General features: G+C 61.1%; 21 protein-coding genes, 1 tRNA gene and 2 pseudogenes. 12 read left to right on the top strand and 12 right to left on the bottom strand.

The features are described 5' to 3' along the window. Positions 1 to 68 precede the first annotated feature (68 nt). A complete protein-coding gene (locus BLU37_RS18305; RefSeq protein WP_090207296.1) occupies positions 69 to 1,574 on the top strand; it encodes a tyrosinase family protein in 1,506 nt (501 codons plus the stop codon). A gap of 57 nt (positions 1,575 to 1,631) precedes the next feature. Here the strand turns inward: BLU37_RS18305 and BLU37_RS18310 are convergent, their stop codons facing one another. The 10 genes from BLU37_RS18310 to BLU37_RS18355 form a co-directional block, all read right to left on the bottom strand. Beyond that, positions 1,632 to 3,587, bottom strand: a complete 1,956-nt coding sequence (locus BLU37_RS18310) for an acetoacetate--CoA ligase (RefSeq protein WP_090207299.1) — start codon at positions 3,585 to 3,587, stop codon at positions 1,632 to 1,634. A gap of 121 nt (positions 3,588 to 3,708) precedes the next feature. Next, the gene (locus BLU37_RS18315) at positions 3,709 to 4,479 is read right to left on the bottom strand and encodes a 3-hydroxybutyrate dehydrogenase (protein ID WP_019362798.1); all 771 of its coding nucleotides are present in this window, start codon (positions 4,477 to 4,479) and stop codon (positions 3,709 to 3,711) included. 10 nt (positions 4,480 to 4,489) lie between these two features. After that, entirely contained in the window at positions 4,490 to 5,881 is a 1,392-nt protein-coding gene (locus BLU37_RS18320; protein ID WP_090207302.1) for a GntP family permease, read from the bottom strand. Between the two features lie 316 nt (positions 5,882 to 6,197). Then, entirely contained in the window at positions 6,198 to 7,613 is a 1,416-nt protein-coding gene (locus tag BLU37_RS18325) for a sigma-54 interaction domain-containing protein (RefSeq protein ID WP_090207307.1), read from the bottom strand. Positions 7,614 to 7,624: 11 nt separating this feature from the next. Further along, entirely contained in the window at positions 7,625 to 9,220 is a 1,596-nt protein-coding gene (locus BLU37_RS18330; protein WP_090210963.1) for an ABC transporter ATP-binding protein, read from the bottom strand. 14 nt (positions 9,221 to 9,234) lie between these two features. Then, complete coding sequence (locus tag BLU37_RS18335) at positions 9,235 to 10,257, bottom strand: ABC transporter permease (protein ID WP_010446553.1); 1,023 nt, start codon at positions 10,255 to 10,257, stop codon at positions 9,235 to 9,237. Next, entirely contained in the window at positions 10,257 to 11,318 is a 1,062-nt protein-coding gene (locus tag BLU37_RS18340; RefSeq protein WP_010446551.1) for a microcin C ABC transporter permease YejB, read from the bottom strand. The genes BLU37_RS18335 and BLU37_RS18340 overlap by 1 nt, the downstream gene beginning before the upstream one ends. Continuing rightward, the gene (locus BLU37_RS18345; protein ID WP_090207310.1) at positions 11,318 to 13,180 is read right to left on the bottom strand and encodes an extracellular solute-binding protein; all 1,863 of its coding nucleotides are present in this window, start codon (positions 13,178 to 13,180) and stop codon (positions 11,318 to 11,320) included. Before BLU37_RS18345 ends, BLU37_RS18340 begins: the two co-directional genes overlap by 1 nt. Before the next feature lie 238 nt (positions 13,181 to 13,418). Then, positions 13,419 to 13,700 carry a peptidylprolyl isomerase gene (locus BLU37_RS18350; RefSeq protein ID WP_010446546.1) on the bottom strand — a complete coding sequence of 94 codons (282 nt, stop codon included), beginning with the start codon at positions 13,698 to 13,700 and terminating at the stop codon, positions 13,419 to 13,421. 126 nt (positions 13,701 to 13,826) lie between these two features. Beyond that, on the bottom strand, positions 13,827 to 14,390 hold the full coding sequence (locus tag BLU37_RS18355; protein WP_029534329.1) for a TetR/AcrR family transcriptional regulator: 564 nt from the start codon (positions 14,388 to 14,390) through the stop codon (positions 13,827 to 13,829). Between the two features lie 189 nt (positions 14,391 to 14,579). On the opposite strand from BLU37_RS18355, the gene BLU37_RS18360 reads away from it, so the two are divergent. After that, on the top strand, positions 14,580 to 15,284 hold the full coding sequence (locus BLU37_RS18360; RefSeq protein WP_090207314.1) for a glutathione S-transferase: 705 nt from the start codon (positions 14,580 to 14,582) through the stop codon (positions 15,282 to 15,284). 153 nt (positions 15,285 to 15,437) lie between these two features. Here BLU37_RS18360 and BLU37_RS18365 read toward each other — a convergent pair whose 3' ends face one another. Further along, entirely contained in the window at positions 15,438 to 16,529 is a 1,092-nt protein-coding gene (locus BLU37_RS18365) for a 3-deoxy-7-phosphoheptulonate synthase (protein WP_090207317.1), read from the bottom strand. A gap of 639 nt (positions 16,530 to 17,168) precedes the next feature. Between BLU37_RS18365 and BLU37_RS18370 the strand changes: the two genes are divergently transcribed. Together BLU37_RS18370 and BLU37_RS18375 are read left to right on the top strand one after the other, a co-directional pair. After that, a complete protein-coding gene (locus tag BLU37_RS18370) occupies positions 17,169 to 17,927 on the top strand; it encodes a carbon-nitrogen hydrolase family protein (RefSeq protein WP_090207320.1) in 759 nt (252 codons plus the stop codon). Next, a complete protein-coding gene (locus tag BLU37_RS18375; RefSeq protein WP_010446540.1) occupies positions 17,924 to 18,382 on the top strand; it encodes a GNAT family N-acetyltransferase in 459 nt (152 codons plus the stop codon). The genes BLU37_RS18370 and BLU37_RS18375 overlap by 4 nt, the downstream gene beginning before the upstream one ends. A 66-nt stretch (positions 18,383 to 18,448) precedes the next feature. Here the strand turns inward: BLU37_RS18375 and BLU37_RS18380 are convergent, their stop codons facing one another. Beyond that, positions 18,449 to 18,670 (bottom strand): DNA-binding protein, encoded by a 222-nt coding sequence (locus BLU37_RS18380; RefSeq protein ID WP_010446534.1) that lies wholly within the window; start codon positions 18,668 to 18,670, stop codon positions 18,449 to 18,451. 80 nt (positions 18,671 to 18,750) lie between these two features. Here BLU37_RS18380 and BLU37_RS18385 point away from each other — a divergent pair, with 80 nt between their 5' ends. The 8 genes and pseudogenes from BLU37_RS18385 to BLU37_RS18420 all read left to right on the top strand — a co-directional run bounded on the left by BLU37_RS18385 (position 18,751) and on the right by BLU37_RS18420 (position 25,662). Next, entirely contained in the window at positions 18,751 to 19,116 is a 366-nt protein-coding gene (locus tag BLU37_RS18385; protein WP_026007544.1) for a helix-turn-helix domain-containing protein, read from the top strand. Positions 19,117 to 19,257: 141 nt separating this feature from the next. Then, positions 19,258 to 19,896 (top strand): response regulator transcription factor GacA, encoded by a 639-nt coding sequence (gene gacA, locus BLU37_RS18390; protein WP_010446530.1) that lies wholly within the window; start codon positions 19,258 to 19,260, stop codon positions 19,894 to 19,896. A 2-nt stretch (positions 19,897 to 19,898) separates the two neighbouring features. Further along, positions 19,899 to 21,722 (top strand): excinuclease ABC subunit UvrC, encoded by a 1,824-nt coding sequence (gene uvrC / locus BLU37_RS18395; RefSeq protein WP_081354601.1) that lies wholly within the window; start codon positions 19,899 to 19,901, stop codon positions 21,720 to 21,722. A 32-nt stretch (positions 21,723 to 21,754) separates the two neighbouring features. After that, positions 21,755 to 22,315: a CDP-diacylglycerol--glycerol-3-phosphate 3-phosphatidyltransferase gene (pgsA, locus tag BLU37_RS18400; RefSeq protein WP_010446526.1), complete on the top strand. Its 561-nt coding sequence runs from the start codon at positions 21,755 to 21,757 to the stop codon at positions 22,313 to 22,315. A gap of 65 nt (positions 22,316 to 22,380) precedes the next feature. Next, positions 22,381 to 22,456 (top strand) — tRNA-Gly (locus BLU37_RS18405). A 222-nt stretch (positions 22,457 to 22,678) separates the two neighbouring features. Then, positions 22,679 to 23,650: pseudogene (locus BLU37_RS18410) on the top strand (tyrosine-type recombinase/integrase); the annotation flags it as partial. A gap of 10 nt (positions 23,651 to 23,660) precedes the next feature. Then, positions 23,661 to 23,978, top strand: a pseudogene (locus tag BLU37_RS29500) (hypothetical protein); the annotation flags it as partial. Between the two features lie 355 nt (positions 23,979 to 24,333). Beyond that, positions 24,334 to 25,662: a DUF3100 domain-containing protein gene (locus BLU37_RS18420; protein ID WP_090207323.1), complete on the top strand. Its 1,329-nt coding sequence runs from the start codon at positions 24,334 to 24,336 to the stop codon at positions 25,660 to 25,662. The last annotated feature ends 58 nt before the right edge of the window (positions 25,663 to 25,720 follow it).

Below are 25,720 nucleotides of genomic sequence, written 5' to 3' on the forward strand. Positions count from 1 at the left end.
CACTCACTGCTACGCTGAGGGTGCTGGCGATTTCGCATCAGCTAACTCGTGCGGTTCAGGGAGTGAAGATGACTATCAGTCGAAGGACAGTGCTGCAGGCGGGAGTGATCGGTGGCGGCATGGCGTTGTTGCCGCTGGGGATGGTCAAGAAGGCTTGGGCTGCGCCGGCCAAGACTTTGGTGCGCTATAACGTGCTGTCCCCCGAGGGGCAGAAGATGTTGAAAATCTACGCGGGCGCTGTGAAGAAGATGATGGCCAAGCCCGCGACCGATCCGCTGTCGTGGACCTTCCAGTGGTATATCCATGCGATTCCGGATGTCCACGCCGGGGACAAGTCCAAGACGGTGGACAAGGTCTTCGGTGGGGCGGCTAGCCCGCAGAAGGCCCTTGCCCAGAGTGCCTGGTGGACCTGTGAACCACATGCCAGCGGTAACAGCGATGCATTCCTGCCCTGGCATCGGATGTATGTGATGTATTTCGAGCAGATCATCCGTGAGGTTTCCGGAGAGGCGGAGTTCACGCTGCCATTCTGGGATTACACAGGGCCCTACAGCGCGGCGGGCAACAACTATAGCGTGATGCCCAAGGAGTTCCTGCTCAAGGACGATCCGGTCTTCGGTTCGCTCTATCGCCCTGACCGCAATCCCGGCTCCAACGCCGGCAAGCCGGTGGTCGACTTTGGCAGTTCCCTCGACCTCGCGTGCATGAAGTGGCGCGACTACAGTAGCAAAATCGGTTTTTGTAGCAACATCGACAACAATCCGCACGGCAGCCTTCATGACGATGTGGGGAACGGAAAAGGCATGGGAGAGGTGCCTTGGGCGGCCAATGACCCGGTCTTCTGGATCCACCATGCCAACATCGATCGGATCTGGGCCAGTTGGATCAAGAGTGGTGGCCAGAATCCCAACACCGGGAGCTTCCTCAACCAGACCTGGACGTTCGCCGATGCGTCGGGGAAAGCGGTCAAGATCAAGACCGCCGACGTGCTCGACACGACGAAGCTGGCTTCTCCCTACGTCTATTCGGAGTACGCCCAGCGGCCTCAGGGTAGCCTGCCGTTTGCCAGCGGCGAGAAAAAATTCCTGTTGCTGGCCCAGAGCGCGCCGCCTGCAACGGCCAGTGCCATCACCCTGGGCGGCAAACCCATCACTGTCGCCTTGTCGGTGGGCGGGGCCCCCGCACCTGCGGCCAATGCAGGTAAATCGGCGGCTCATACATTCAGTGCACAGGTGAAGGCATTGCCGGCCGTTCAGGAATACGCCTTGTCATTTGAGGCGATCGCCGCCAGCAGCGCGCCAGGCAACGCCTATAACGTCTACCTGGGGTTACCGGAAGGAAAGGCGCCGACTTCCGAATACCTTGTGGGTACGATCAGCATGTTTGGTGTTGGCGCGCATAAGGCACACCACGGGTCCTCGAAAAGTGCCAGTTTCCTGGTGGGCGAACAGTTGCAGGTCCTGCTCAAGGCCGGGGAGGTCAAGGAAGCGCCGTCAGTGACGCTGGTTCCGGTGGGTGAGCCGGCTCCCGGGTCTGCACCGACCATTGGCAACATTTCCTTGTCGGCGATCTAGGAGGCTAGACAGGCAGGCTTGAGAGGGTTGCCCCTTGCGAGCCTGCCGGCGTTGTGGTCACTCCTGCAATTCCTCCCGGTTCCTGAATTGCTCCAGCGCTTCGGGATTGGCCAGGGCGTCGGTGTTTTTCACCGGCAGCCCGTGCACCACGTTACGTACCGCCAGTTCGACGATCTTGCCGCTCAGGGTGCGCGGGATGTCCGTCACCGCGACGATCTTCGCCGGCACATGACGCGCGGTGGTGTTGTCGCGGATCACCTGGCGGATACGTTGCTGTAGCGCATCATCGAGCGCCATGCCCTCCTGCAGCCGCACGAACAGCACCACCCGCACATCGTTCTGCCATGGTTGGCCGATGGCGAGGCTTTCCACTACCGCGTCGACCTTTTCCACCTGCCGATAGATCTCTGCCGTGCCGATGCGTACGCCGCCGGGGTTGAGCACGGCATCGGAGCGACCGTGGATCATCAGGCCGCCGCCGTCGAGTTCCTCGGCGTAGTCCCCCTGGGCCCAGACGCCGGGGAACAGGCTGAAATAGGAGGCCTTGAGTTTCTCCTGCCGCGGGTCGTTCCACAGTCCGACCGGCATCGCCGGAAAATGCCGGGTGCAGACCAGCTCGCCTTTTTCGCCATGCAATGGCTGGCCCTTGTCGTCCCAGACCTCGACCGCCATACCCAGGCTCTTGCACTGCATCTGCCCGCGAATGACCGGCAGCACCGGGTTACCGCTGACGAAACACGAAACGATATCGGTGCCACCGGACATCGATGACAGGCACAGCTCGGCCTTGATCTCCCGGTAGACGTAGTCGTAGCTGTGGGGCGACAACGGCGAGCCGGTGCAGAGGAGGGTCTTGAGGCGGGTCAGCCGGTGCGTCTGGTGTGGGCTGAGCCCTTCCTGTTCGAGGGCAGCCAGGTACTTTGGGCTGGTGCCGAAGACACTGATGTCCTCGCTGTCGATCAGGTCGAGCAGGCGTTGCGGGCCGGGATGAAACGGCGAGCCGTCATACAGCACCACCGTGGCACCAACCGCCAGCGCCGATACCAGCCAGTTCCACATCATCCAGCCGCAGGTGGTGTAGTAGAACAGGCAGTCTTGTGGCCCCAGGTCGACATGCAGGCCGTGCTCCTTGAGGTGTTGCAGCAACACGCCGCCGGTACTGTGGACGATGCACTTGGGGACACCGGTGGTACCACTGGAGTAGAGGATATAGAGCGGATGGGCAAAGGGTACCGGGACGAAATACGGCTCGCCGCCAGGCTGGTAGAACTCTTCCCACAGACTCACCCTGGCGTGGGTCTGCAAGTCCTCGACGCGAACCTGGGAGTGGGTATAGGGCACCAGCAGCAGGTGCTGCAGAGTGGGCAGGTGTTCGAGGATTTCGTTGAGTTTGGCGCTCTGGTCGAGCGCCTTGCCGGCATAGCGGTAGCCGGCACAGGCGATCAGCACCTTGGGCTCGATCTGGCCGAAGCGGTCGATCACGCCGTGGGTGCCGAAGTCTGGCGAGCAGCAGGACCAGGTCGCTCCCAGGCTGCTGGTGGCGAGCATGCCCACCAGGGTCTGCCAGGTGTTCGGCATGCAGGCCGCGACCCGGTCGCCGATCCCGATGCCAGCCTCGCGCAGGCGTTGTTGCAGGCCGGCGACATGGGCGGCCAGTTCGGCGTGGGTGAGGGTTTCCCGGCGACCGTCCTCGCTGATGGCGACCACCGCGAGATGGTCGTCGCGCCGGCGCAGCAGGTGTTCGGCGAAGTTCAGCGTGGCCTCGGGGAACCAGCGGGCGCTGGGCATCTGTTGCGCTTCGATCAGCACACTGCTGGCCGGGTGGTGGAATTGGACAGCGAAGAAATCGACGATGGCCTGCCAGAAGTCTTCACGGCGCTCGATGCTGAAGCGGTGCAGGGCCGGGTAGTCGGCGATCTCTAGAGAGTGACGGTGATTGACGAAGCGCCGGAAGGCTTCGATACGAGTCTTTTCGATACGTTCTGCGCTGGGGCGCCACAGGACTTCGGACATGGGGTTGCCTTGCTTATTGTGTTGTTCAGGGGGCATGGTCAGCCCTGAGGGTATCTTTGCCTGGGCGGACCTCTTCGTGGGCATGTCCGCGAAGAGGTCCCCAGGCTGCCAACCGTCTCGGCTACTGCGCCAACCACCCACCATCGATATTCCAGGCCGCGCCACGCACCTGGCTGCCAGCCTCGCTGCACAGGAACAATACCAGCTCCCCCAACTGCGGTGGTGTGACGAACTCCAGCGACGGCTGCTTCTCCGCCAGCAGATCATGCTGCGCCTGTTGCGGATCGATGCCGGTAGCCGCCCGATCGTCGATCTGTTTCTGCACCAGCGGCGTCAGCACCCAGCCTGGGCAGATGGCGTTGCAGGTGACATTGCCGGTGGCGGTTTCCAGGCCGACTACTTTAGTCAGGCCGATCACCCCGTGCTTGGCCGCGACATAGGCGGCCTTGCCCACGGAGCCGACCAGGCCGTGCACCGAGGCGATGTTGACGATCCTTCCCCAACCCTTGGCGCGCATGCCCGGCAGGGCCAGGCGGGTGCTGTGGAATACCGAAGACAGGTTGATCGCGATGATCGCGTCCCAGCGTTCCACCGGGAATTCCTCGACCGCCGCCACATGCTGGATACCGGCGTTGTTGACCAGGATGTCGACGCCACCGAACTCTCGCTCAGCATAGGCGAACATCTCGGCGATCTGCGCCGGGTCGCTGACATCGGCCGGGTGATGGCCGACCTTGCCGCCGAACTCGCGCACTTGGCTGAGCACCGCGCTGGCATCGCCGAAGCCGTTGAGAATCAGGTCGGCGCCAGCCTTGGCCAGGCTCAGGGCGATGCCCAGGCCGATGCCGCTGGTGGAGCCGGTGACCAGTGCGGTTTTTCCTTTGAGACTCATAGTCGATTCCTCAGACGATGCCGGTGGCGTAGAACGTGGCGATCACCACGAAGACCGCCAGGGTCTTGATCAGTGTGATGCAGAAAATATCTTTGTAGGCCTCGCGATGGGTCAGCCCGGTGACTGCCAGCAGGGTGATCACCGCGCCGTTGTGGGGCAGGGTGTCCATGCCGCCACTGGCCATGGCGGCGACTCGGTGCAGCACTTCCAGTGGAATATTGGCGGCGTGGGCGGCGCTGATGAAGCTGTCGGCCATGGCCGCCAGGGCGATGCTCATGCCACCCGAGGCCGAGCCGGTGATCCCGGCCAGCAGGGTCACGGTAACGGCTTCGTTGACCAGAGGGTTGGGAATGCTCTTGAGCCAGTCGGCCAGTACCAGAAAGCCTGGCAGCGAGGCGATTACCGCACCGAAACCGTACTCCGAGGCAGTGTTCATCGCGGCCAGCAGGGCGCCACTGACCGCGCTCTTGCTACCTTCGGCGAGCTTGCCACGAATCGCTCGGAAGCCGAATGCCAGCACCATGATGATGCCCACCAGCAAGGCCGCCTGGACCGCCCAGATGGCGGTGAGCTTGGCGACTTCGGTCTGCACCGGCGCGGCCATGCCGGGCAGGCTGAGGGTGTGGGTCTTACCGTACCAGAGCGGAATCCAGCGGGTGAACAGCAGGTTCATGATGCCCACCAGCAGCAGCGGCGAGAGGGCGATCCAGGGATTGGGCAGACGGATGTCCTCGGCGGTTTCCGGTTCGTTGCGCAACTGCGTGCCGTAGCCCTCGCCGGCGCGCTGGGCCTTGTTGCGCTGGCGTTGCAGGAACAGCATGCCGGCGCAGAACACGAATACCGTGCCGATCACGCCCAGCCAAGGCGCGGCCCAGGCGGTGGTGTTGAAGAAGGTGCTGGGGATGATGTTCTGGATCTGCGGGGTGCCGGGCAGGGCGTCCATGGTGAAGGAAAACGCGCCGAGGGCGATGGTCGCCGGAATCAGGCGTTTGGGGATGTTGCTCTGGCGGAACATCTCGGCGGCGAACGGATAGACCGCGAACACCACCACGAACAGCGAGACGCCGCCGTAGGTCAGCAGGGCGCAGACCAGTACGATCACCAGCATTGCTTGGCGGGTACCAAGCAGGCGGATCGCGGCGGCGACAATGGAGCGGGAGAAGCCCGACAGCTCGATCAGCTTGCCGAATACGGCGCCGAGCAGGAACACCGGGAAATAGAGCTTGATGAAGCCGACCATCTTGTCCATGAACACGCCGGTGAAGGCCGGGGCGACGGCAGACGGATCGGTCAGCAGGACGGCGCCGAGGGCGGCGATGGGGGCAAACAGGATGACGCTGTAGCCACGGTAGGCGGCAAGCATCAGCAGCGCCAGGGCTGCGAGGGCGATGATCACACTCATGGTGTGTCTCCAAATTGTTATTTTTGTAAGTTGGGTCTGAATCTCCGGTGGGAATAGCGAGTTTCATGCCATATCAATAAGCTTTTGAAAAATAACGATATTCTATATTTTATGAACGCTCGGCTTTATGAAAGTCTCTAAAAAGAGACTTTTTCGAAAGCGCCACACCCCTGCAGGAGCCGGGGTTGCCCGCCAAGAACGATAACGCGGTGTTCCTGAAGGACCGAGTTGTGGGCATTCGCGGGCAAGCCCGGCTCCTACAGAGGGTGGTGTTTTCGGGAGCGGGGAGTGTCTCTATATTGGGATTTTAGTCTCTTCATTGAGACTCGCTAATGCCCAGCGCCACCATCTTTTTGTACAGGGTCGAGCGGCCCAGCCCCAATTGCCTGGCTGCGTCCACCACCTTGCCACCGCATTGCGCCAGGGTCGTCTCGATCAACTGCCGTTCGAATCGCTCTCGCGCGACGTTGAAGGTTTCGTTCCCCAAAGAGGCCATGACAGGAGCCTGCGTGCGCTCCAACGGACTGAAAGTTCCGATCGCGCCACGAATATCGGCAGCGTCCAGCACCTGCGTATCGCTCAACAGCGCCGCCCGCTCCAGCACATTGCGCAGTTCGCGGATATTGCCCGGCCAGGCATGCTGGCCCAGCAATTCCAGCGCTTCGCCCGTCAGCTCATGATGGCTGCGCAACTCCTCCAGGATCGCCTCACTCAGTGCCGGCAAATCCTCCAGACGCTCACGCAGTGGCGGCACCTGGATCGGCAGGACATTGAGGCGGTAATACAGATCGGCGCGGAACTCGCCGCGCTTGATCGCCGCTTCCAGATCGGTGGAGGTCGCGGCGATCACCCGCACATCACTGCGCAGCACTTCGTTGGAACCGACCGGCTCGAACTCCTTCTCCTGTAGCACCCGTAGCAGTTTGCTCTGCAGGGGCAACGGCATGTCGCCGATCTCGTCCAGAAACAGGGTGCCGCCCTGGGCAATCTGCAGCTTGCCGGGCCGGCCCTTGCGGTCGGCACCGGTGAAGGCACCCGGAGCGGTGCCGAAGAATTCCGCTTCCAGCAGGGTTTCCGGAATCGCCGCGCTGTTGATGCTGACGAACGCCTTGTGCGCCCGCGGCGAGGCACTGTGGATGGCCTGAGCCAGCAGTTCCTTGCCGCTGCCGGTTTCACCCAGCAGCAACACCGGCGAGTCGGCACTGGCGCTGCGGCGGGCGCGGCGCTTGACCTCCAGGCTAGCGGCGCTGGTGCCGATGAAGTGGGCAAAATTGTACTTGGTCTGCCGCGCCCGCAGCAGCGAACGGGTCGAGGCCAGTTCTGCCTGCATGCTCTGGTAGCGCTTGAGCAGTGGCGACAGGCTGTGCAACTCGCCAAACAGGGCGAAGCCGATGGCGCCGATCACCACACCGGCATCGTCGTGGACCGGCAGGCGCATCACCACCAGCGGTTCCTTGGGCATGTCCTGCAGGTCCAGCAGAATCGGCCGGCCGGTGCGTACCACCTCGCGCAGCAGGCTGCCGGGGATCACGCTTTCGCACGGTTGGCCGATGGCCTGTTCGGCGCTGGTGAGGCCAAAACGCTTGGCGTAACGCTCGTTCATCCAGACGATCCGCGCATCGCGGTCAACGATCACCGTACCTTCGCTGGACTGCTCGATGCTTTCGAACAGCGAACGAATCGCCAGCAGGCGAACCCGCTGGTAGTCCTTGAGGCTTTCACGGTCGTTCATCGGCTTCTGGCTCACGGGCAGCCCGGGGTGGCGGTGTTGGTCAGGGTCGCTGCCAGCAACTCCCGGGTATACGGATGCTGAGGGTTGTCGAACACCGCGCAGGTACTGCCCCGTTCGACTACCTGTCCGTCCTTGACCACGATCAGGTCATGGGCCAGGGCACGCACCACCGACAGGTCATGGCTGATGAACAGATAGGTCAGGCCGTGTTTGGCCTGCAGGTCACGCAGCAGCGCGACTACCTGTTTCTGCACCGTGCGGTCCAGGGCCGAGGTCGGTTCGTCGAGCAGGATCAACGCGGGTTTGAGCACCAGGGCCCGGGCGATTGCGATCCGCTGCCGCTGGCCGCCGGAGAATTCATGGGGGTAGCGATGACGGCTTTGCGGGTCGAGGCCGACTTCCTCGAGTGCCCGGATCACCTGGGCCTCGTGTTCGGCAGCGGTACCGGGGCAGTGCACCTCGATGCCTTCGCTGATGATCTGCGCCACCGACATGCGCGGGCTGAGGCTGCCGAACGGATCCTGGAACACCACCTGCATCTGTTTGCGCCACGGGCGCAGTTGCTTTTGGCTCAGCCCGTCGAGGGCCTGGCCCTGGAAGTGGATGCTGCCCTGGGCATCGAGCAGCCGCAGGATCGCCTGACCGAGGGTGGATTTGCCCGAACCGGACTCGCCAACGATGCCCAAGGTCTTGCCCCGCTGCACGCAGAGGCTGATGCCATCCACTGCCTGTAGATACTCTTTGCGCCGCAACAGGCCGCCGCCGATCTGGAAGCGTACGCGCAGGTCGTCGACCTGCAACACGCTTTCGTTATCGTCCAGCGCCAGTGCTTCCCCGGCCGGTTCGGCATCCAGCAGTAGGCGGCTGTAGGGGTGTTGTGGCTGGTTGAACAGGGTTTCGCAGTCGGCCTGCTCGACGCTTTCCCCGGCCTTCATCACACAGACCCGCTGGGCGATGCTGCGCACCAGGTTGAGGTCGTGGCTGATCAGCAGCAGCGACATACCCAGACGTTGCTGCAACGATTTGAGCAGCAGCAGGATCTTGCGCTGCACGGTGACATCGAGGGCGGTGGTCGGTTCGTCGGCGATCAGCAGTTCCGGTTCGCAGGCCAGGGCCATGGCGATCATCACCCGCTGGCGCTGGCCGCCGGAGAGTTGATGAGGGTAGGCCTTGAGCCGTTCACGGGGTTTCTGGATGCCCACCAGTTCCAGCAGTTCGAGGATTCGTGCCTGGGCCGCCTTGCCGCCCATTCCTTTGTGCAGCATCAGGGTTTCGCCGATCTGCTTCTCGACCGTGTGCAGCGGGTTCAGCGAGGTCATCGGTTCCTGGAAGATCATGGCGATGCGGTCGCCGCGAATCTGGCGCAGGGTGCTGTTGTCGGCCCCGAGCAGTTCCTGGCCGCGATAACGCACGCTGCCGGTGGAATGGCAGCCGGTCTGCGGCAGCAATTGCAGGATCGAATGGGCGGTGACCGACTTGCCCGAACCGGACTCGCCGACCAGCGCCAGGCATTCGCCGGCACGGATGTCCAGGCACAGGTCGCGGACCACGGGTTGGCCGCCGAAGGCCACGGTCAGATGTCGGATTTCAATCAGGTTGTCGGTCATGGCGCGGGCCTGGTTCATGAGCGGGGGTCGAAGGCATCACGCAGCGCCTCGCCGATAAAGACCAGCAGCGAAAGGATCAGCGCCAGGGTGAAGAAGGCGGTGAGCCCCAGCCACGGGGCTTGCAGGTTCTGTTTGCCCTGCCCGATCAGTTCGCCCAGCGAGGCGCTGCCGGCGGGCATGCCGAAGCCGAGGAAGTCCAGGGCGGTGAGGGTCGAGATGGCGCCGGTGAGAATGAACGGCAGGTAGCTCAGGGTCGCGTTCATGGCGTTGGGCAGGATGTGCCGCAGGATGATCTTGCGGTCGTTCAGACCCAGGGCGCGGGCGGCCTTGACGTACTCCAGGTTGCGGCCACGGAGAAATTCGGCGCGCACCACGTCGACCAATGCCAGCCAGGAGAATAAGGCCATGATCCCCAGCAGCCACCAGAAGTTCGGCTCGACGAAGCCCGACAAAATGATCAGCAGGTACAACACCGGCAGCCCCGACCAGACTTCCAGCAGGCGCTGACCGAGCAGGTCGACCCAGCCGCCGTAATAGCCCTGCAGGGCGCCGGCGGCGATACCGATCAGCGCGCTGATGACCGTCAGGGCCAGGGCGAACAGAATCGATACCCGGGCCCCGAAGATCACTCGCGCCAGCACGTCGCGGGCCTGGTCGTCGGTGCCCAGCCAGTTCACCGCTGTGGGTGGGCTGGGCGCCGGTTTGTTGAGGTCGTAGTTGGGGGTGTCGGCGCTGAACGGAATCGGCGGGAACAGCATCCAGCCGCCATCACGGGTGATCAGTTGGCGCACGTAGTCGCTGCGGTAGTCGGCCTGGAACGGCAACTGGCCGCCGAACTCCTGCTCGGTGTAACGCTTGAACACCGGGAAATACAGCGAACCCTGGTAACTGAGCACCAGCGGCTTGTCGTTGGCGATCAGTTCACCGCCCAGGCTCAGGACGAACAGCGCCGCGAACAGCCAAAGCGACCACCAGCCACGGCGGTTGGCCTTGAACCGATCGAGCCGGCGGCGGCTCACGGGGGAAAGTTGTAGCATCAGGCGTTCCTCGCGGCGAAGTCGATACGCGGGTCGACCAGGGTGTAGCAGAGGTCGCCGATCAGTTTTATCAGCAGGCCGAACAGGGTGAAGATGAACAGCGAACCGAACACCACCGGGTAATCGCGCGACACCGCCGCTTCGTAACTCATGCGGCCCAGGCCATCGAGGGAGAAGATCACCTCGATCAGCAGGGAGCCGGCGAAGAACACGCTGATGAACGCCTGGGGAATCCCCGAGACCACCAGTAGCATGGCGTTGCGAAACACGTGACCGTAGAGCACCCGGCGTTCGCTCAGACCCTTGGCGCGTGCGGTGGTCACGTACTGGCGGGTGATCTCGTTAAGAAAGGAGTTCTTGGTCAGGATCGTCAGCGTGGCGAAGCCGCCGATCACCAGGGAGGTCACTGGCAGCACCAGGTGCCAGAAGTAGTCGGCGACCTTGCCCAGCGTCGACAGTTGGTCGAAGTTGTCCGAGACCAGGCCGCGCACCGGGAACCAGTTCAGTGAGGTGCCGCCGGCGAACAGCACGATCAGCAGCATGGCGAACAGGAACGCCGGCATCGCGTAGCCGAGGATGATCGCGGTGCTGCTCCAGATATCAAAGCGACTGCCGTGGCGGACCGCCTTGCGGATGCCGAGGGGGATCGACACCAGGTAGGTGATCAGCGTGGCCCAGAGACCCAGGGAGATGGTCACCGGCATCTTCTCCAGGATCAGGTCGGTGACCTGTGCGCCCCGGAAGAAGCTCTTGCCGAAGTCGAGGTGGGCGTAACTCTTGAGCATCAGCCAGAAACGTTCCGGGGCTGGCTTGTCAAAGCCGTACTGGCGCTCGATGTCGGCGATCAGCTTGGGGTCGAGGCCGCGGCTGGCGCGGGACGAGCCGTGCAGTGCATCGCCACCACTACCGATCGCGCCGCCACCGCCGAGCCCTTGCAGGCGGGCGATGGCCTGTTCCACCGGGCCGCCGGGCGCGGCCTGGACGATGACGAAGTTGACCAGCAGAATGACCAGCAGGGTCGGGATGATCAGCAGCAGGCGCCGCAGGATATAGGCCGGCATCAGCGGTGTCCTCCGTCGTGGCCGCGCCGGATCAGTTCGGCGGTCATCTGTTCGTTGGTCAGCGGGGTGGGGCTGACTTCCCACCAGGTCTCGATGGCCGCGTCATTGCTGGCCTGTATCTGCGGAATGCCGAAGCGGTTCCACCACACGGTGGAGATGCCCGGCGGGTAGTAGTTGGGGATCCAGTAGTAGTTCCACTGCAGTACCCGGTCCAGCGCGTGGGCGTAGCTGAGCATCTGCTTCTGGGTGTTGGCCTTGACCAGACCGTTGATCAGGCTGTCCACGGCCGGGTTCTGCAGGGCCATGAAATTGTTCGAGCCCGGGTCGGTGGCCGTCGAGGAACCGAAGAAGTTGTACAGTTCGATGCCCGGCGAGGTGGTCACCGGGTAGCCACTGACAATCATGTCGTAGTCGCGGTTTTTCAGGCGGTTGACGTATTGCGAGGGATCGATGCGGCGGATGTCCATGCGGATGCCGATCTGCGCCAGGTTGCGCTTGTAGGGCAACAGCAGGCGTTCCATGCCGTTTTGGGCATTGAGGAAGGTGAAGCTCAGCGGCTCGCCCTGGGCATTGACCAACTGGTCACCCTTGGGTTTCCAGCCGGCCTGTTCCAGCAGTGCCAGGGCCTGCAGTTGCTTGTCCCGCAGGTTGCCGCTGGCGTCGGTCTTGGGTGCTTCGAAAACCTGGTTGAAGACTTCGTCGGGAATCTGCCCGCGCAGCGGTTCGAGGATCGCCAACTCGTCCTTGTCCGGCAGTTCGCGAGCGGCCAGCGGGGTGTTGGAGAAGAAGCTCTGCTGGCGCAGGTACATGTTGCGCATCATCTGCCGGTTGCTCCACTCGAAGTCCCAGAGCATGGCCAGGGCCTGGCGCACGCGGCGATCCCGGAACATCGGTTTCTGCAGGTTGAACACGTAGCCTTGGGACGGCTGCGGTGATTCCGGTGCCAGATGGGCTTTCTGCAGGCGGCCGTCGCTCAGCGCCGGGCTGTCATAGCCGATGGAGTAGGCGGTGGCGGAGAATTCGCGGTTGTAGTCGTAGGCGCCGCCACGCAATACCTGGCGGGCCACATCGGTGTCGCCGAAGTATTCGATGCTGAAGCGGTCGAAGTTGTACAGGCCGCGGCTGACCGGCAGGTCCTTGCCCCACCAGTCGGGGTTGCGGGCGAACGTGATGCTGCGCCCGGAGTCGACCTTGCTGACCCGATACGGCCCGCTGCCCAGCGGTGCTTCGTAGCCGCCGCCGTCGGCGAAGTCACGGGTTTTCCACCAATGCTCCGGCAGTACCGGCAGGGTCGCGATATCCAGTGGCAGCGAGCGGTTTTCGGTGTTCTTGAAATCGAAGCGGACCTGGGTCGGTGACTCGACCACCACGTCCTTGATGCCTTCGAACTGCATGCGGTAGCTCAGGCTGCCCTCGGTCATCAGCAGGTTGAAGGTGTAGCGCACGTCCTCGGCGGTGATCGGCGTGTTGTCGGCGAAGCGCGCCTTGGGGTTGAGGAAAAAGCGCAGCGACAGGCCGTCATCGGCGCGCTGCATCTTTTCTGCGACCAGGCCGTAGACCGTATAGGGCTCATCGAGGGAGCGCACCGCCAGCGGTGAATAGATCCAACCGTCGACCTGCGAGACGCCGATGCCTTTGTCGATGTAAGGCAGAACATGGTCGAACTGGCCGATCTCGATCGCCGAACGCTTGAGGCTGCCGCCCTTGGGCGCGTCAGGGTTGGCGTAATCAAAATGGGTGAAGTTGGCCGGGTATTTGGGCGGCTCGCCGTACACCGTCAGGGCGTTTTGCGCGGGAGCGGCGTGAGCGACGCTGGCGAACATGGCCAGGGTGCTGAATGTCAGGGAGAGAACCAGTCGCATCGTCAGCCTTGAGGACGGTGTGAAAGTTGGCTTGTGGCAAGCCTAACGCTGTGGCGAGCGGGCTTGCCCGCGCTCGGCTGCGAAGCAGCCGTGAAGCCGGTTTTCTCGGTGTTTCTTATGTACCGAGGGTCCGGTTTCAGGGCCGCTGCGCGACCCAGCGGGGGCAAGCCCCCTCGCCACAGGCGCTGGCTGCCACAAGGGGCGGTGGTTGCCCCGAAGAGCAACCCTCGTCGGCGGATCAGTCCTGGCGGCTGGTGACTTCCAGCAGGTGGTAGCCGAACTGGGTTTTCACCGGGCCCTGCACGGTATTGACCGGCGCGCTGAAGACCACGGTGTCGAATTCCTTGACCATCTGGCCTGGGCCGAAGGAACCCAGGTTGCCGCCGTCACGGCTGGAAGGGCAGGTGGAGTTGGCCTTGGCGATTTCGGCGAAGTCGGCGCCGCCTTCGATCTGGGTCTTGAGTTCGTTGCATTTGGCTTCAGTGGCAACCAGGATGTGACGGGCAGTGGCTCGTGCCATGGTGGGGTACTCCTTTCAGGAAAATGTTGAGCCTACCGGATTCAGGCGGCTTTTTCCTGGCAAAAGTTCCTCGGTGGCGCTGCGGCAGATAGCCCGTGGCCCTGTACGACTCCAACCCTTGAGTAATCAGACGGGAATCAACCCCGCTTCCTGATAGGTCAGCATCAAATCGTCAAACAGATTGAGGTCTGCCCTTGTCCGCGCTATCAACTGCGCACCTGCGACCGCGGTGTAGATGGCGCGGGCACGACGTTCACAGGCTGGCCCAGCGTCCCAGCCAGCTTCTGCCAGCACTTCGGCGAGCCATTTCACATTGACGTCCGCAAATGCCTTGACCTCTCTGGACACCTGATCGGGCAGATCCTCGTATTCTGCGGCCATGAAGCTGGACAAGCAGAGCCTGTTATCGGCCTTCAAGGATTTACGAAATATGGACGGGTACAGCCGCATGCACTGCTGCGGATCTGGGTTAGAAGTCCGTATCTCTTCAAGCACCGCCAGCGTGTCTTGCCAGTAGCGTTGCGCAACGGCAGCGCCCAAGTCCGCTTTGCTGGGAAAGTGGTAGTAGATGCTCGCATTCTTGATACCGACTTCCTCGGCAATGCTCCGGAAATTGATGCCGCTGTATCCATGCAACTGGGCTGCGGATCTTGCCGCAGCCAGGATGGCCTCCCGGGCGTTTTCGCTCACGTGTAATCCTCGACATTGATTCAGGCCTGCGTGGCTCGCATTCTACTCGTGTCGAGCTTACCTGCCAATTGACAGGTAGGGTATTGACAGGAAGGAAATCTCCGCTCAATCTTTACCTACCTACCTACCTACCTACCTACCTACCTACCTACCTACCTACCTACCAACTGACAGGCAGGTAAATCTGGCATGACTACTTCACAGCAACGTGTTGACGCTCCCACTGTTTCCCCGATGAAAATCTACGACTGGTTCGACGGACCGTACCCAGCCCGAGTGCGCATTGCGCTCGCGGAAAAAGGGCTATTGCCGACGATTGAATTCGTATCGGTGAATCTCTGGACCGGCGAGCACAAGGAACCGGAGTTCCTTGCCATCAACTACTCAGGCACGCTCCCTGTGCTTGAACTCGAAGATGGAACGCGGATCGCAGAATGCACCGCCATTACCCAGTATCTGGACAGCCTGGACGGCAAGCCGACGCTGACGGGCGAGACGCCTCTGGAGAAGGGGCTCATCCACATGATGACCAAACGCGCCGAAATCGAGTTCCTGGATGCCGTGAGTGTCTATTTCCATCACGCCACTCCCGGTCTGGGGCCGAAAGTCGAGCTGTATCAAAACGCTGAATGGGGCGCAAAGATGGGCGAAAAAGCGATCAGAGGCATGGGTTATTTCGACAACCTCCTCAAAGATCAACCTTTCGTTGCGGGCGATAAATTTTCGATGGCAGACATCGCTGTGCTGGGAGGGATGATCTTCGCCTCGCTGGTAAAACTGCCGGTACCTGAAGAGTACGTCGCGTTGCGAGCCTGGCATGCCAAAATGCAAGAACGCCCAAGCGTTCAGACTTGGCGCGCTCTGGTTGAGCAAGGTGCACCGAAAAACCAGTGATTGAGCAACGGCGCATCCACTGCGACTACGGGTAGTGGATGCGCTGTCAACGTTCTTGCAGCGCAATATGACGACGGCTGATTGCGGAAGAAAAACTCACTTCTGTGTCCGCGAAGGGTTGAGCCCTAGAGGCTTGCCTGCGAAGGCGTCTTCTCAGGCACCCACTGCCTTGCGGGGCGCCTGCTCGCGCAAGCGTTGCGCCGCCCCGCGCAGCAACCGTTCGGTCGCCTCCCAGCCCAGGCAACCGTCGGTGATCGACACGCCGTACTTGAGTGACGGGCTCAGCGGCTGACAACCTTCGAACAGATGACTCTCCAGCATCATGCCAATCAGCGAACGGTCGCCCAGCAGGCGCTGCTCCAGCACATCGGCGAACACTGCCGGTTGGCGCAGGGGGTCCTTGCCGCTGTTGGCATGGCTGCAATCGACCATCATCCGGCTCGCAATGCCCTGTTTCTCCAGCCCCGCCCGGGCCAGGGCAATGCTGCGGGCATCGTAGTTGGGGCCACGATGCCCGCCGCGCAACACCAGGTGTGTATCGGGGTTGCCGGCGGTCTGGATGATTGCCGGGTGCCCCTGTGCATCGACGCCGAAATGCCGGTGCGGGTGGGCCGACGAACGCATGGCGTCACTGGCGATGCCGACACCGCCGTCGGTGCCGTTCTTGAAACCCACGGGCATTGGCAGGCCACTGGCCATTTCCCGGTGGATCTGCGATTCGGTGGTTCGGGCGCCAATGGCGACCCAACTCAGCAGATCGTCGAAGTAGCTGGCCGCCATCGGCTGCAGCAGTTCGGTCGCGATCGGCAGGCCCATGCGCAGTATCTCGCGCATCAGTTCGCGTGACAGTGCCAGGCCGCCGGCCATGTCATCACTGCCATCCAGGTGCGGGTCGTAGGCCAGGCCTTTCCAGCCGACCGTGGTACGCGGCTTTTCCACGTAGGCGCGCATCACCAGCAGCATCTGGTCGCTGACGTCATTCGCCAGGCTGGCCAGATGGCCGGCGTATTCAAGCGCTGATTGCGGGTCGTGGATCGAGCAGGGGCCGACGATCATCAGCAGGCGCGGGTCTTTGCCATCAAGGATGGCGCGTACTGCCTCGCGTTGGCGGGCGACCTGATCGTTCAGGGTCGTATCGAGGGGCAACTGCTGCTTGAGTTGCAGGGCCGTCGGCAGGCGCTGGGTCAGCGGCTCGTTGGCGGACGAAAGGGCGGACAGTGGCAAGGCAGAGAGAGATGAATGCATGTTCGAGATTCCTTGGGCTGGCGGCGGGTCTTCCCGCGCGCGGCCCTATTGCGGTGTTCGACAATCAGCCGGATGGGCTGTGAGTGTGTGCTTGCCACCTGTGAGTGACCGTTCGGAGGCGGCGTGCTGTCCCGAGCGGAGGTTGCTAAATCGCCAGGCGGTGGTGAGTTCGTAGCGGTAATAGGTGGCGTAGTTCATGTCGGTATTCCTCGATTCGAAATGTCTGTTGAAGCGGTTCGCGTAAAAAGTGCAGCCCTGAAAAAACAAAACCCCCGGTCGGGAGGCCGACCGGGGGTTGTTGATTCTCTGGTAGGCGACCCCTTGAGTAGTGGGCGCCGGTTGGGTATCAGGCGCGCCAGTGGCTAAACCAATACCCAAAATAAAAGCCTGCGGATGCACCAGCGGTTTTCACCCAGGCAGCCGCTGGCGAGCGCAGGGCGCTGGCAGTTGGGCAAGGCATGGAATGAATGGGGCGCATGGTACGTCTCCGATGGAATGGCCCTGAGCTTACTCGAGGCTTGTCGGCCAGTTCAATCAGAAATTTCTATGGCCTGCGGTATGTAGCCGCTATCGTTTAAATAAATTAAACGTTTATGACACACTCATCGGACGCTTCCGATCCGAATATCAGGCAGGACCATGACTCACTTGACCATTGCCGCCGCCCAGTCCTGCTCCCTGGCTGGCGATCTGGAAGGCAATATCCAACGGCATCTTCATTTCATGCAGCAGGCGGCAGGGCAGGGGGTGCAGTTGCTGGTCTTTCCCGAACTGTCGCTGACCGGCTACGAGCGCAACCTGGCTGCGGCACTGGCGATTACGCCGGATGCGCAGGTCTTGCAACCCTTGGCCGATCTGGCGCGTGAGTTACGGCTGGTGACCGTGGTCGGCATGCCGATTCGTCTGGCCGATGATGCGCCGTTGCTGATCGGCGCATTGACATTCAAGGCCGATGGCTCTCGCCAGCTCTACAGCAAACAGCATCTGCACGAGGGTGAGGAGCAGGTGTTTACGCCAGGGGCCGGAGGCGCAGGCTTGAGCTTCGGCAATGACACTGTCGCTCTGTCGGTTTGTGCTGACTTTTCCCACGCCAGTCATGCCCTCCAAGCGGCTCAATCCGGCGCTAACCTGTATGCATCGAGTGTATTGATCAGCGAGAACGGTTATGCCGCCGATACCGCCTTGCTTCAGGGTTATGCCCGTGAGCACCGCATGGCTGTGCTGATGGCCAATCATGGGGGTGTCACCGGCGGCTGGATGTCGGCCGGGCGTAGTGCGATCTGGGCGGCAGGCGGGGAATTGGTGGTCGCTGCGGCGGGTGCGGGTGATGCACTGGTGATCGGCCGACGTGTGGCCGGTCACTGGCAGGGTGAGGTTGTGGAGGTCGAGGGGTTGTGAAGCGGGACTGGCGTTTTCGTCCGGCAACCGAGGCGGATCTGGAGTTTGCCCGGACGCTGACGCGCCGAAACATGATGGCCTACTACTGTCAGTACGATCTGCTCTGGCAGGAAGAAGCTTTCGATGTCGCCTGGGCGGGACGGCAGAATGCCCTGTTGTGCGAGGGGGAACAGATTCTCGGTTTTGTCAGCTTCAGCCGCGACGCCAGAGCGTTGTATATCCGTGAACTGCAACTGGTCGAGGTTGGGCGGGGGCAGGGGCTGGGCAGTTGGTTGATCGTGCAGGCGCGTGACATCGCCTTCAGGGAAGGACGACCGGAGGTGCGCTTGACCGTCTTCAAGAGCAATCCTGCCAGGCGGCTCTATGAACGCATGGGATTGGCGGTCGTCGGGGAGGACGAATGCTTCTTTCGCATGAGCGTTGGGGCTTTGCGCGCGGGCTCTGGAAACGTCTGACGGTATTTTGGGATTGAACTTACCCCTCGATATTTTGAGGTGCATACTGGATTCAAACGGGTGGTTTCATTCCTCGTTGCGATTGTCCGTATCGAGGATGACACCGTCCTTCATGCCCAGCAGGACCGCCACCTTATGGGCTTCCCCACGTCGTCCCTTTTTTCGCCCGGCGAGCACTTGATAGGTGGTTGCCGGGTCGACGCCATGCTCGCGTGCAAACTCCTGAACCGATTTTCCTTGATGTTCCAGCCAAGCCTTGGCTTGTGCGGCGGTGCGAATACCGGGCATAGTTCAAAACCGTTCAAATTTGTTTAATTTTGTTGAATTCACCCCCGTTGGGGGTTCTTTACTTGGGATAATACATCCAAATGAGTGGAATTGGTTCCCGCTTACGGCAAGAGAGGGAGCGACTTGGATTGTCGCAGAAGGCTTTTGGCGAAATCGGCGGCGTTGAAGCCAACGCCCAAGGCAAATATGAGAGTGGTGATCGTGCGCCCAAGGCGGACTATTTGTCGCGGGTAGCCGAGCGCGGTGTTGACGTGCTGTATGTCCTGACCGGCGGCCGGACGCCGACACTGGTCGACAATCTCAGCTCCAGCGAAGAAAAGGTGCTGGGCAGCTACCGTACCCTGCGCAAGGAAGACCAGGAAGCGATTCGCCAGTTGACCACCACGCTGGCCGAAGCCATCGCCTCCTACGGTTCCAAGGGCCGTCGGGATCCTCACGATCGCTGAAACGCGGTCGCCATGTCGTTATCCACACAAGCGCTTATAGCGCTATGACACTCTTATGTGACGCTTGCAGCTAGGTCTGGCCGCCGGTTTTTTGCTAAGGTGGTCAATAATCTGATAAGACCATATGCGCGAGGTGTCTGCTTGATTAGGGTGCTAGTTGTCGATGACCATGATCTTGTGCGTACAGGCATTACGCGGATGCTTGCCGACATCGATGGCCTGCAGGTGGTGGGCCAGGCGGAGTCGGGAGAGCAGGCCCTGCTGAAAACGCGGGAGCTCAAGCCTGATGTTGTGCTGATGGACGTCAAGATGCCGGGCATCGGCGGTCTTGAGGCAACGCGCAAATTGCTGCGCAGCCACCCTGATATCAAGGTCGTGGCGGTTACCGTGTGCGAGGAAGATCCGTTTCCGACCCGGCTCATGCAGGCCGGGGCTTCGGGCTACCTGACCAAGGGTGCGGGGTTGGCGGAAATGGTGCAGGCGATTCGCCTGGTGTTTGCCGGACAGCGCTACATCAGTCCGCAGATCGCCCAGCAGATGGCGCTCAAGTCCTTCCAGCCGGCCAGTGAATCGCCGTTCGATGCCTTGTCCGAGCGAGAAATCCAGATCGCCCTGATGATCGTCGGGTGCCAGAAGGTACAGATCATCTCCGACAAGCTCTGCCTGTCGCCGAAAACCGTCAACACCTACCGTTACCGGATTTTCGAGAAACTGTCGGTCAGCAGCGATGTCGAGTTGACGCTTCTGGCTGTTCGCCACGGCATGGTCGATGCCGGCTGACAATGACTGATCCGTTCGATTCAAGCGCGTTTCTTTCTACCTGTAGTGGTCGTCCTGGTGTGTATCGCATGTTCGACAGCGATGCGCGCCTGCTGTACGTGGGCAAGGCCAAGAACCTGAAGAATCGCCTCGCCAGCTACTTCCGCAAGAGCGGCCTCGCCCCCAAGACCGCCGCCCTGGTGGCGCGTATCGCCCAGGTCGAAACCACCATTACCGCCAACGAGACCGAGGCGCTGCTGCTGGAGCAGACGCTGATCAAGGAGTGGCGGCCGCCTTACAACATCCTGCTGCGCGACGATAAGTCCTATCCCTATGTGTTCCTCTCGGATGGCGACTATCCGCGCCTGAGCATTCATCGCGGGGCGAAGAAGCTCAAGGGCAAATATTTCGGGCCTTATCCGAGTGCTGGCGCGATTCGCGAGAGCCTGGCGCTGTTGCAGAAGACGTTCCACGTGCGCCAGTGCGAGGACAGCTATTACAAGAACCGTACCCGACCGTGCCTGCAGTATCAGATCAAGCGCTGCAAGGGGCCCTGTGTCGGTTTGGTCGAGCCTCAGGTATACGCTGAGGATGTACGCCATTCGGTGATGTTCCTTGAAGGGCGCAGCAATGCCCTGACCGATGAACTCAATGCCGGCATGGAGCAGGCGGCCAGTACCCTCGATTTCGAGAAGGCGGCCGAACTGCGCGACCAGATTGCACTGCTGCGCCGGGTGCAGGACCAGCAGAGCATGGAAGGCGGTACCGGTGATGTCGACGTGATCGCCGCGTTCGTCAACCCGGGTGGCGCCTGCGTACACCTGATCAGCGTGCGGGGCGGGCGGGTGCTGGGCAGCAAGAACTTCTTCCCGCAAGTGGGCATCGATGACGATGTTTCCGAGGTCATGGCGGCCTTTCTCGGCCAGTATTTCGTCAGCAGCCCCGAGCGCGACCTGCCCAGTGAGCTGATCGTCAACGTGGTCCACGATGACTTCCCGACCCTGATTGCCGCCATTGATGAGTTGCGCGGTCGCGAACTGAGCATCAGCCACCGGGTGCGCGGCACCCGGGCACGTTGGCAGCAACTGGCAGTGACCAACGCCGAGCAGGCCCTGACTGCCCGTTTGGCCAACCGCCAGCATGTGGCGGCGCGGTTCGACGCGCTGGCCGAGGTGCTGGATCTGGACGAACCGCCACAGCGCCTCGAGTGCTACGACATCAGTCACTCCAGTGGTGAATCGACCGTGGCTTCCTGCGTGGTATTCGGTCCGGAAGGGCCGATCAAGTCCGATTACCGCCGCTATAATATCGAGGGCGTGACAGCCGGCGACGACTATGCGGCGATGCATCAGGCGCTGACCCGCCGTTTCAGCCGGTTGAAGGAAGGCGAAGGCAAGTTGCCGGATATCCTCCTGGTGGACGGTGGCAAGGGGCAGTTATCCATGGCCCGCGATGTGCTCAATGAGCTGGCGGTACCGGACCTGATCCTGCTCGGCGTGGCCAAGGGCGCGACACGCAAGGCCGGTTTCGAAACCCTGTACCTCAACGATGCGGCCCACGAATTCACCCTCAAGGGCGACTCGCCGGCACTGCACCTGATCCAGCAGATCCGCGACGAGGCCCACCGTTTCGCTATCACCGGACACCGTGCGCGCCGCGGCAAGACTCGGCGTACTTCGACCCTGGAAGGGGTGGCGGGTGTCGGGCCGAAGCGGCGGCGCGAGCTGTTGAAACATTTTGGTGGCTTACAGGAACTGTCCCGTGCCAGCATCGACGAGATTGCCAAGGCACCGGGAATCAGTAAAAAGCTCGCTGAGTTGATTTATGCAAGCCTACACAGCGAGTAGAATGCCCTTTCACTTCGTAGCCAGTTGTGCCGATGAATATCCCTAATCTGATCACCGTTTTACGCGTTGTACTCATCCCGATCTTCATTCTGTTGTTTTACCTGCCGTACCACTGGAGTTATATAGCGGCAAGCTCGGTTTTCGCGTTTGCCGCAGCGACGGACTGGCTCGATGGCTATCTGGCCCGGCGCCTGGAACAGAGCACGCCGTTCGGTGCGTTCCTGGACCCGGTGGCCGACAAGCTGATGGTCGCGGTGGCCCTGGTCCTGCTGGTGCAGGAGCATGGCAACTTCTGGCTGACCTTTCCGGCGGTGGTTATCATCGGGCGTGAGATCGTGGTGTCGGCTCTGCGCGAGTGGATGGCCGAGATCGGCGAGCGTGCACAGGTTGCGGTCTCGAAGATGGGCAAATGGAAAACTGCCGCGCAGATGCTGGCGCTGGTGATCCTGCTGGGCAACCCTTCGGCTTTCAGCTTATGGGTACTGCTCGGTTATAGCCTGTTGATGGTCGCTGCAGGCCTGACCTTGTGGTCGATGCTGCAGTACCTGCGGGCAGCCTGGCCGCATCTGCGGATCAATGGCGAAAATAAATAAAACTTTTTGAATCAAGGGGTTGACGTGGTGTGCAAAATCTATAGAATGCGCATCACCAAGACGACGCGGGAATAGCTCAGTTGGTAGAGCACGACCTTGCCAAGGTCGGGGTCGCGAGTTCGAGTCTCGTTTCCCGCTCCAAATATTGCGCTACAGAGTTCCACTGAATTCTATAAGCGATTGAAATCAGGGCCTTTAGGCCCTTTTTTCGTTCCAGCGGGAACCACTGAAATCCAGCACTATCCGGTGCGTTTAAGTCCAGGATTGAGTCCAGAATCCTGACGCGTACCGAATCGGTTTGATGCTGGAGCAGTTTGCGCAACGAGATGAGCATCTGGCCCTGACTCTGTTCAGGAGCTCGCGATGGCACTCTCAGAAATGACAGTTCGGCATGCCCGAATCACTGGTAACGACTACACCCTCGGTGACAGTGATGGTCTCACACTCAACGTGACGGCCAGAGGTGGAAAAGTCTGGCTCTTCCGCTACTACTGGGCGGGCAAGCAGAAGCGCATGTCCTTGGGTTGTTACCCGCAAATCTCCCTCAAAGATGCACGTACTCGACGTGACGAGGCGCGCGCCTTGGTTGCCCAGGGCATCAATCCCTATGAGCATCGTAAACAACAGCGACTTGCTGTTCATGCTGCGAAGGAGCACACCTTCGAGGCCGTGTTCAATCAGTGGGTAGCGTTCCGCAGGCTAAGCCTGAAGGAAGGGCGCCAGAGCACGCTCTCGCAGATCTTGAGAATCTTCAATAAGGACGTCCTGCCCACGCTGGGCGGACGCTCCATCTACGATATCAATCGTCACGATCTATTGGATTTGCTGAGCAGGATCGAACAGCGCAAGGCCTTAACGACTGCCGAAAAATGCCGGACCTGGTTCAACCAATTGTTCCGCTATGCGCTGGTGAAGATCGAGGGGTTGGAACACAACCCGGCTTCAGACCTCGATGTGGTCGCACTTCCCAAGCCTCCCGTGACGCACAATCCGTTTCTCCGAATGGACGAACTCCCGGGGTTAATGGCCGCGCTTCGAAACTACGGCGGTGCCAACCAAACTCGGCTTGGCCTTCGGTTGTTGTTGCTGACCGGTGTCCGCACGGGCGAATTGCGGTTGGCAACACCCGACCAGTTCGATCTGGAGAAGCGTTTGTGGGTCATACCGGCGGAGGTGGTGAAGCAGCTCCAGTTAGCGATGCGAAAGCCGAGTAAGCAGATCCAAAACGTACCGCCCTACATCGTGCCGCTGTCGGTGCAGGCGCTCGAGATCGTGCGTCACTTGCTGGACCAGGTTGTTCCGGCACAGCGCTACTTGTTTGCGCATCGAAGCGATTCATATGACGGATTCCTCGGCCGCCACTCGACTAAATCCCAATGACCCCTGGGTAGACTTTGCGGTGACTTCCATTTCTCGCTCGGTTGGACGTGCGCCCGTAGTTCTGCCCAATATCGGTGGGTCTATCCCTAACGATATGTTTGCCAATTCCCTCGGGTTACCAACGCTGTGGATACCTCATTCCTATGCAGCCTGTGCTCAGCATGCGCCAGATGAGCATCTGTTGACCGATATTGTTCAAGAGGGGCTGAGGATAATGGCGGGGCTGTGGTGGGATTTGGGAGCACTTGAATTCACATCGCGGACTCACGGAGTAACCACGTAGTGTTTCGCGGCTTCCTGAAGTGCCGCAATTCGTGATCATGTCAGCGTTGGCCTTCTGAGCGTTCACTCTGCGGCAACGATAAACAAAATTCTTGGTATTGGTTGGACGTTATACGGGCGACATACTCGGGGCAGGCGAGTGAGTCTGGTGTTAGAAAAATAAGTGATTCCTTATCTCGCCACAGTACGGCGAGCTAGAGAATCTCGCATAAACCTCGCGCTGCAACACAACGCCCGCTTACGTTTGATTATCGACTAGATCGATTTGCATCTGCCCTGGGTGTCGTCGACACCCCCTGAAAACACAATAACTCTTGATTCGGCCGCCACGGCCATCAGCAGGCCAGGGGAACAACATGCAACATACCCAAACCGTGACGCTCGGTGATAACCGAGCCGTGTCCGCAACAACAAAACTTTATATCTGGGCTGCCGTTATTCTCCTCTGCGCCGAACTGATCGGTTCAGTCAGCATTCCCTTGGGCCCCGGGAAGGTCGTGCTTCTTCCTATGGTATGGGCCTTGCTGCTCGGCGCCGCCGTAGGAATTGCCAGCAAGCGCATGCCCGGAACGATTGGTATCGATACCCGCGCTCAGGTGCGTTCCGCCTCAATCTTGCAGCCGGCTCTGCTGATTTTCATCGCCAAACTCGGCTTGGTGGTGGGCGGGTCTTTGCCGGTGGTGTTTGCGTCCGGTTGGGCTCTGGTCTTTCAGGAGTTCGGCCACTTCGTCGGCACGGTGCTCTTAGGTTTGCCGGTGGCCCTGCTGCTTGGGATCAAGCGAGAGGCGGTAGGCGCGACGTTCTCCGTAGGGCGTGAGCCAAGTCTCGCAATCATTGGCGAACGCTACGGCATGGACTCGCCCGAAGGGCGTGGCGTGCTCGCTGAGTACCTGACAGGTACGCTGTTCGGGGCGTTGTTCATTGCCATTGTTGCCGGCTTCGTCACCAGCCTGGGCATCTTCCACCCGAACTCCCTGGCCATGGGCTCGGGTATCGGCTCAGGCAGTATGATGGCAGCGGCAGCGGGTGCGATCGCCGCCCAACAAACCCCTGAGGTGGCTAAGGAAGTCATGACGCTGGCAGCAGCGTCTAACTTGATCACCACGACGATCGGCACCTATTTCACGCTATTCATTTCGCTGCCTTTGGCCGTGTGGGGTTACCGTGTCCTTGAGCCGATGATTGGGCGGACCACCAAGGCGTCTACCGCTCAGCATGGGCCGATGCACGATGAAGTCTCACTCGAGACTGTCGAGCTGGGTTGGCTTGGCAAGGTCAGCGCATGGTTGGCCGCCTGCGCGCTGGCATTGATCGCCAACTACGTGGGCTACAAGACGCTGTCGGGGGACGCGTTCGTGGGCGTGGCGCTCATGTTGTTTGCAGCGTTTGTCGGTGAGGGGGTATGTAGCCTGCTGCGCCGCAAGATTCCTGCTGTATGCATCGTCTCGCTGGTGGCGATGTTCATGACCTCTCCGCTCTGCCCCTGGGCTACGGAGATTGCTCGCCTTACCAGCTCGATCAACATCCTGGCCGTCATCACTCCGATGCTGACCTTCGCAGGGCTCTCGATCGCGAAAGATATCTCGGCTTTCCGCCGTTTGGGTTGGAGGATCGTGCTGGTGTCGTTCCTGGCCAACCTCGGTACTTTCATGGGAGCGGTGATGATCGCAGAATTCTTCCATTAGCAGCATTCGCTAGGCATGGCATGACGTGGCGCGGCCTAGCGCCGCGCGCAGCCCTGGC

This window comes from Pseudomonas asplenii, from assembly GCF_900105475.1.
Lineage (GTDB): Bacteria > Pseudomonadota > Gammaproteobacteria > Pseudomonadales > Pseudomonadaceae > Aquipseudomonas > Aquipseudomonas asplenii.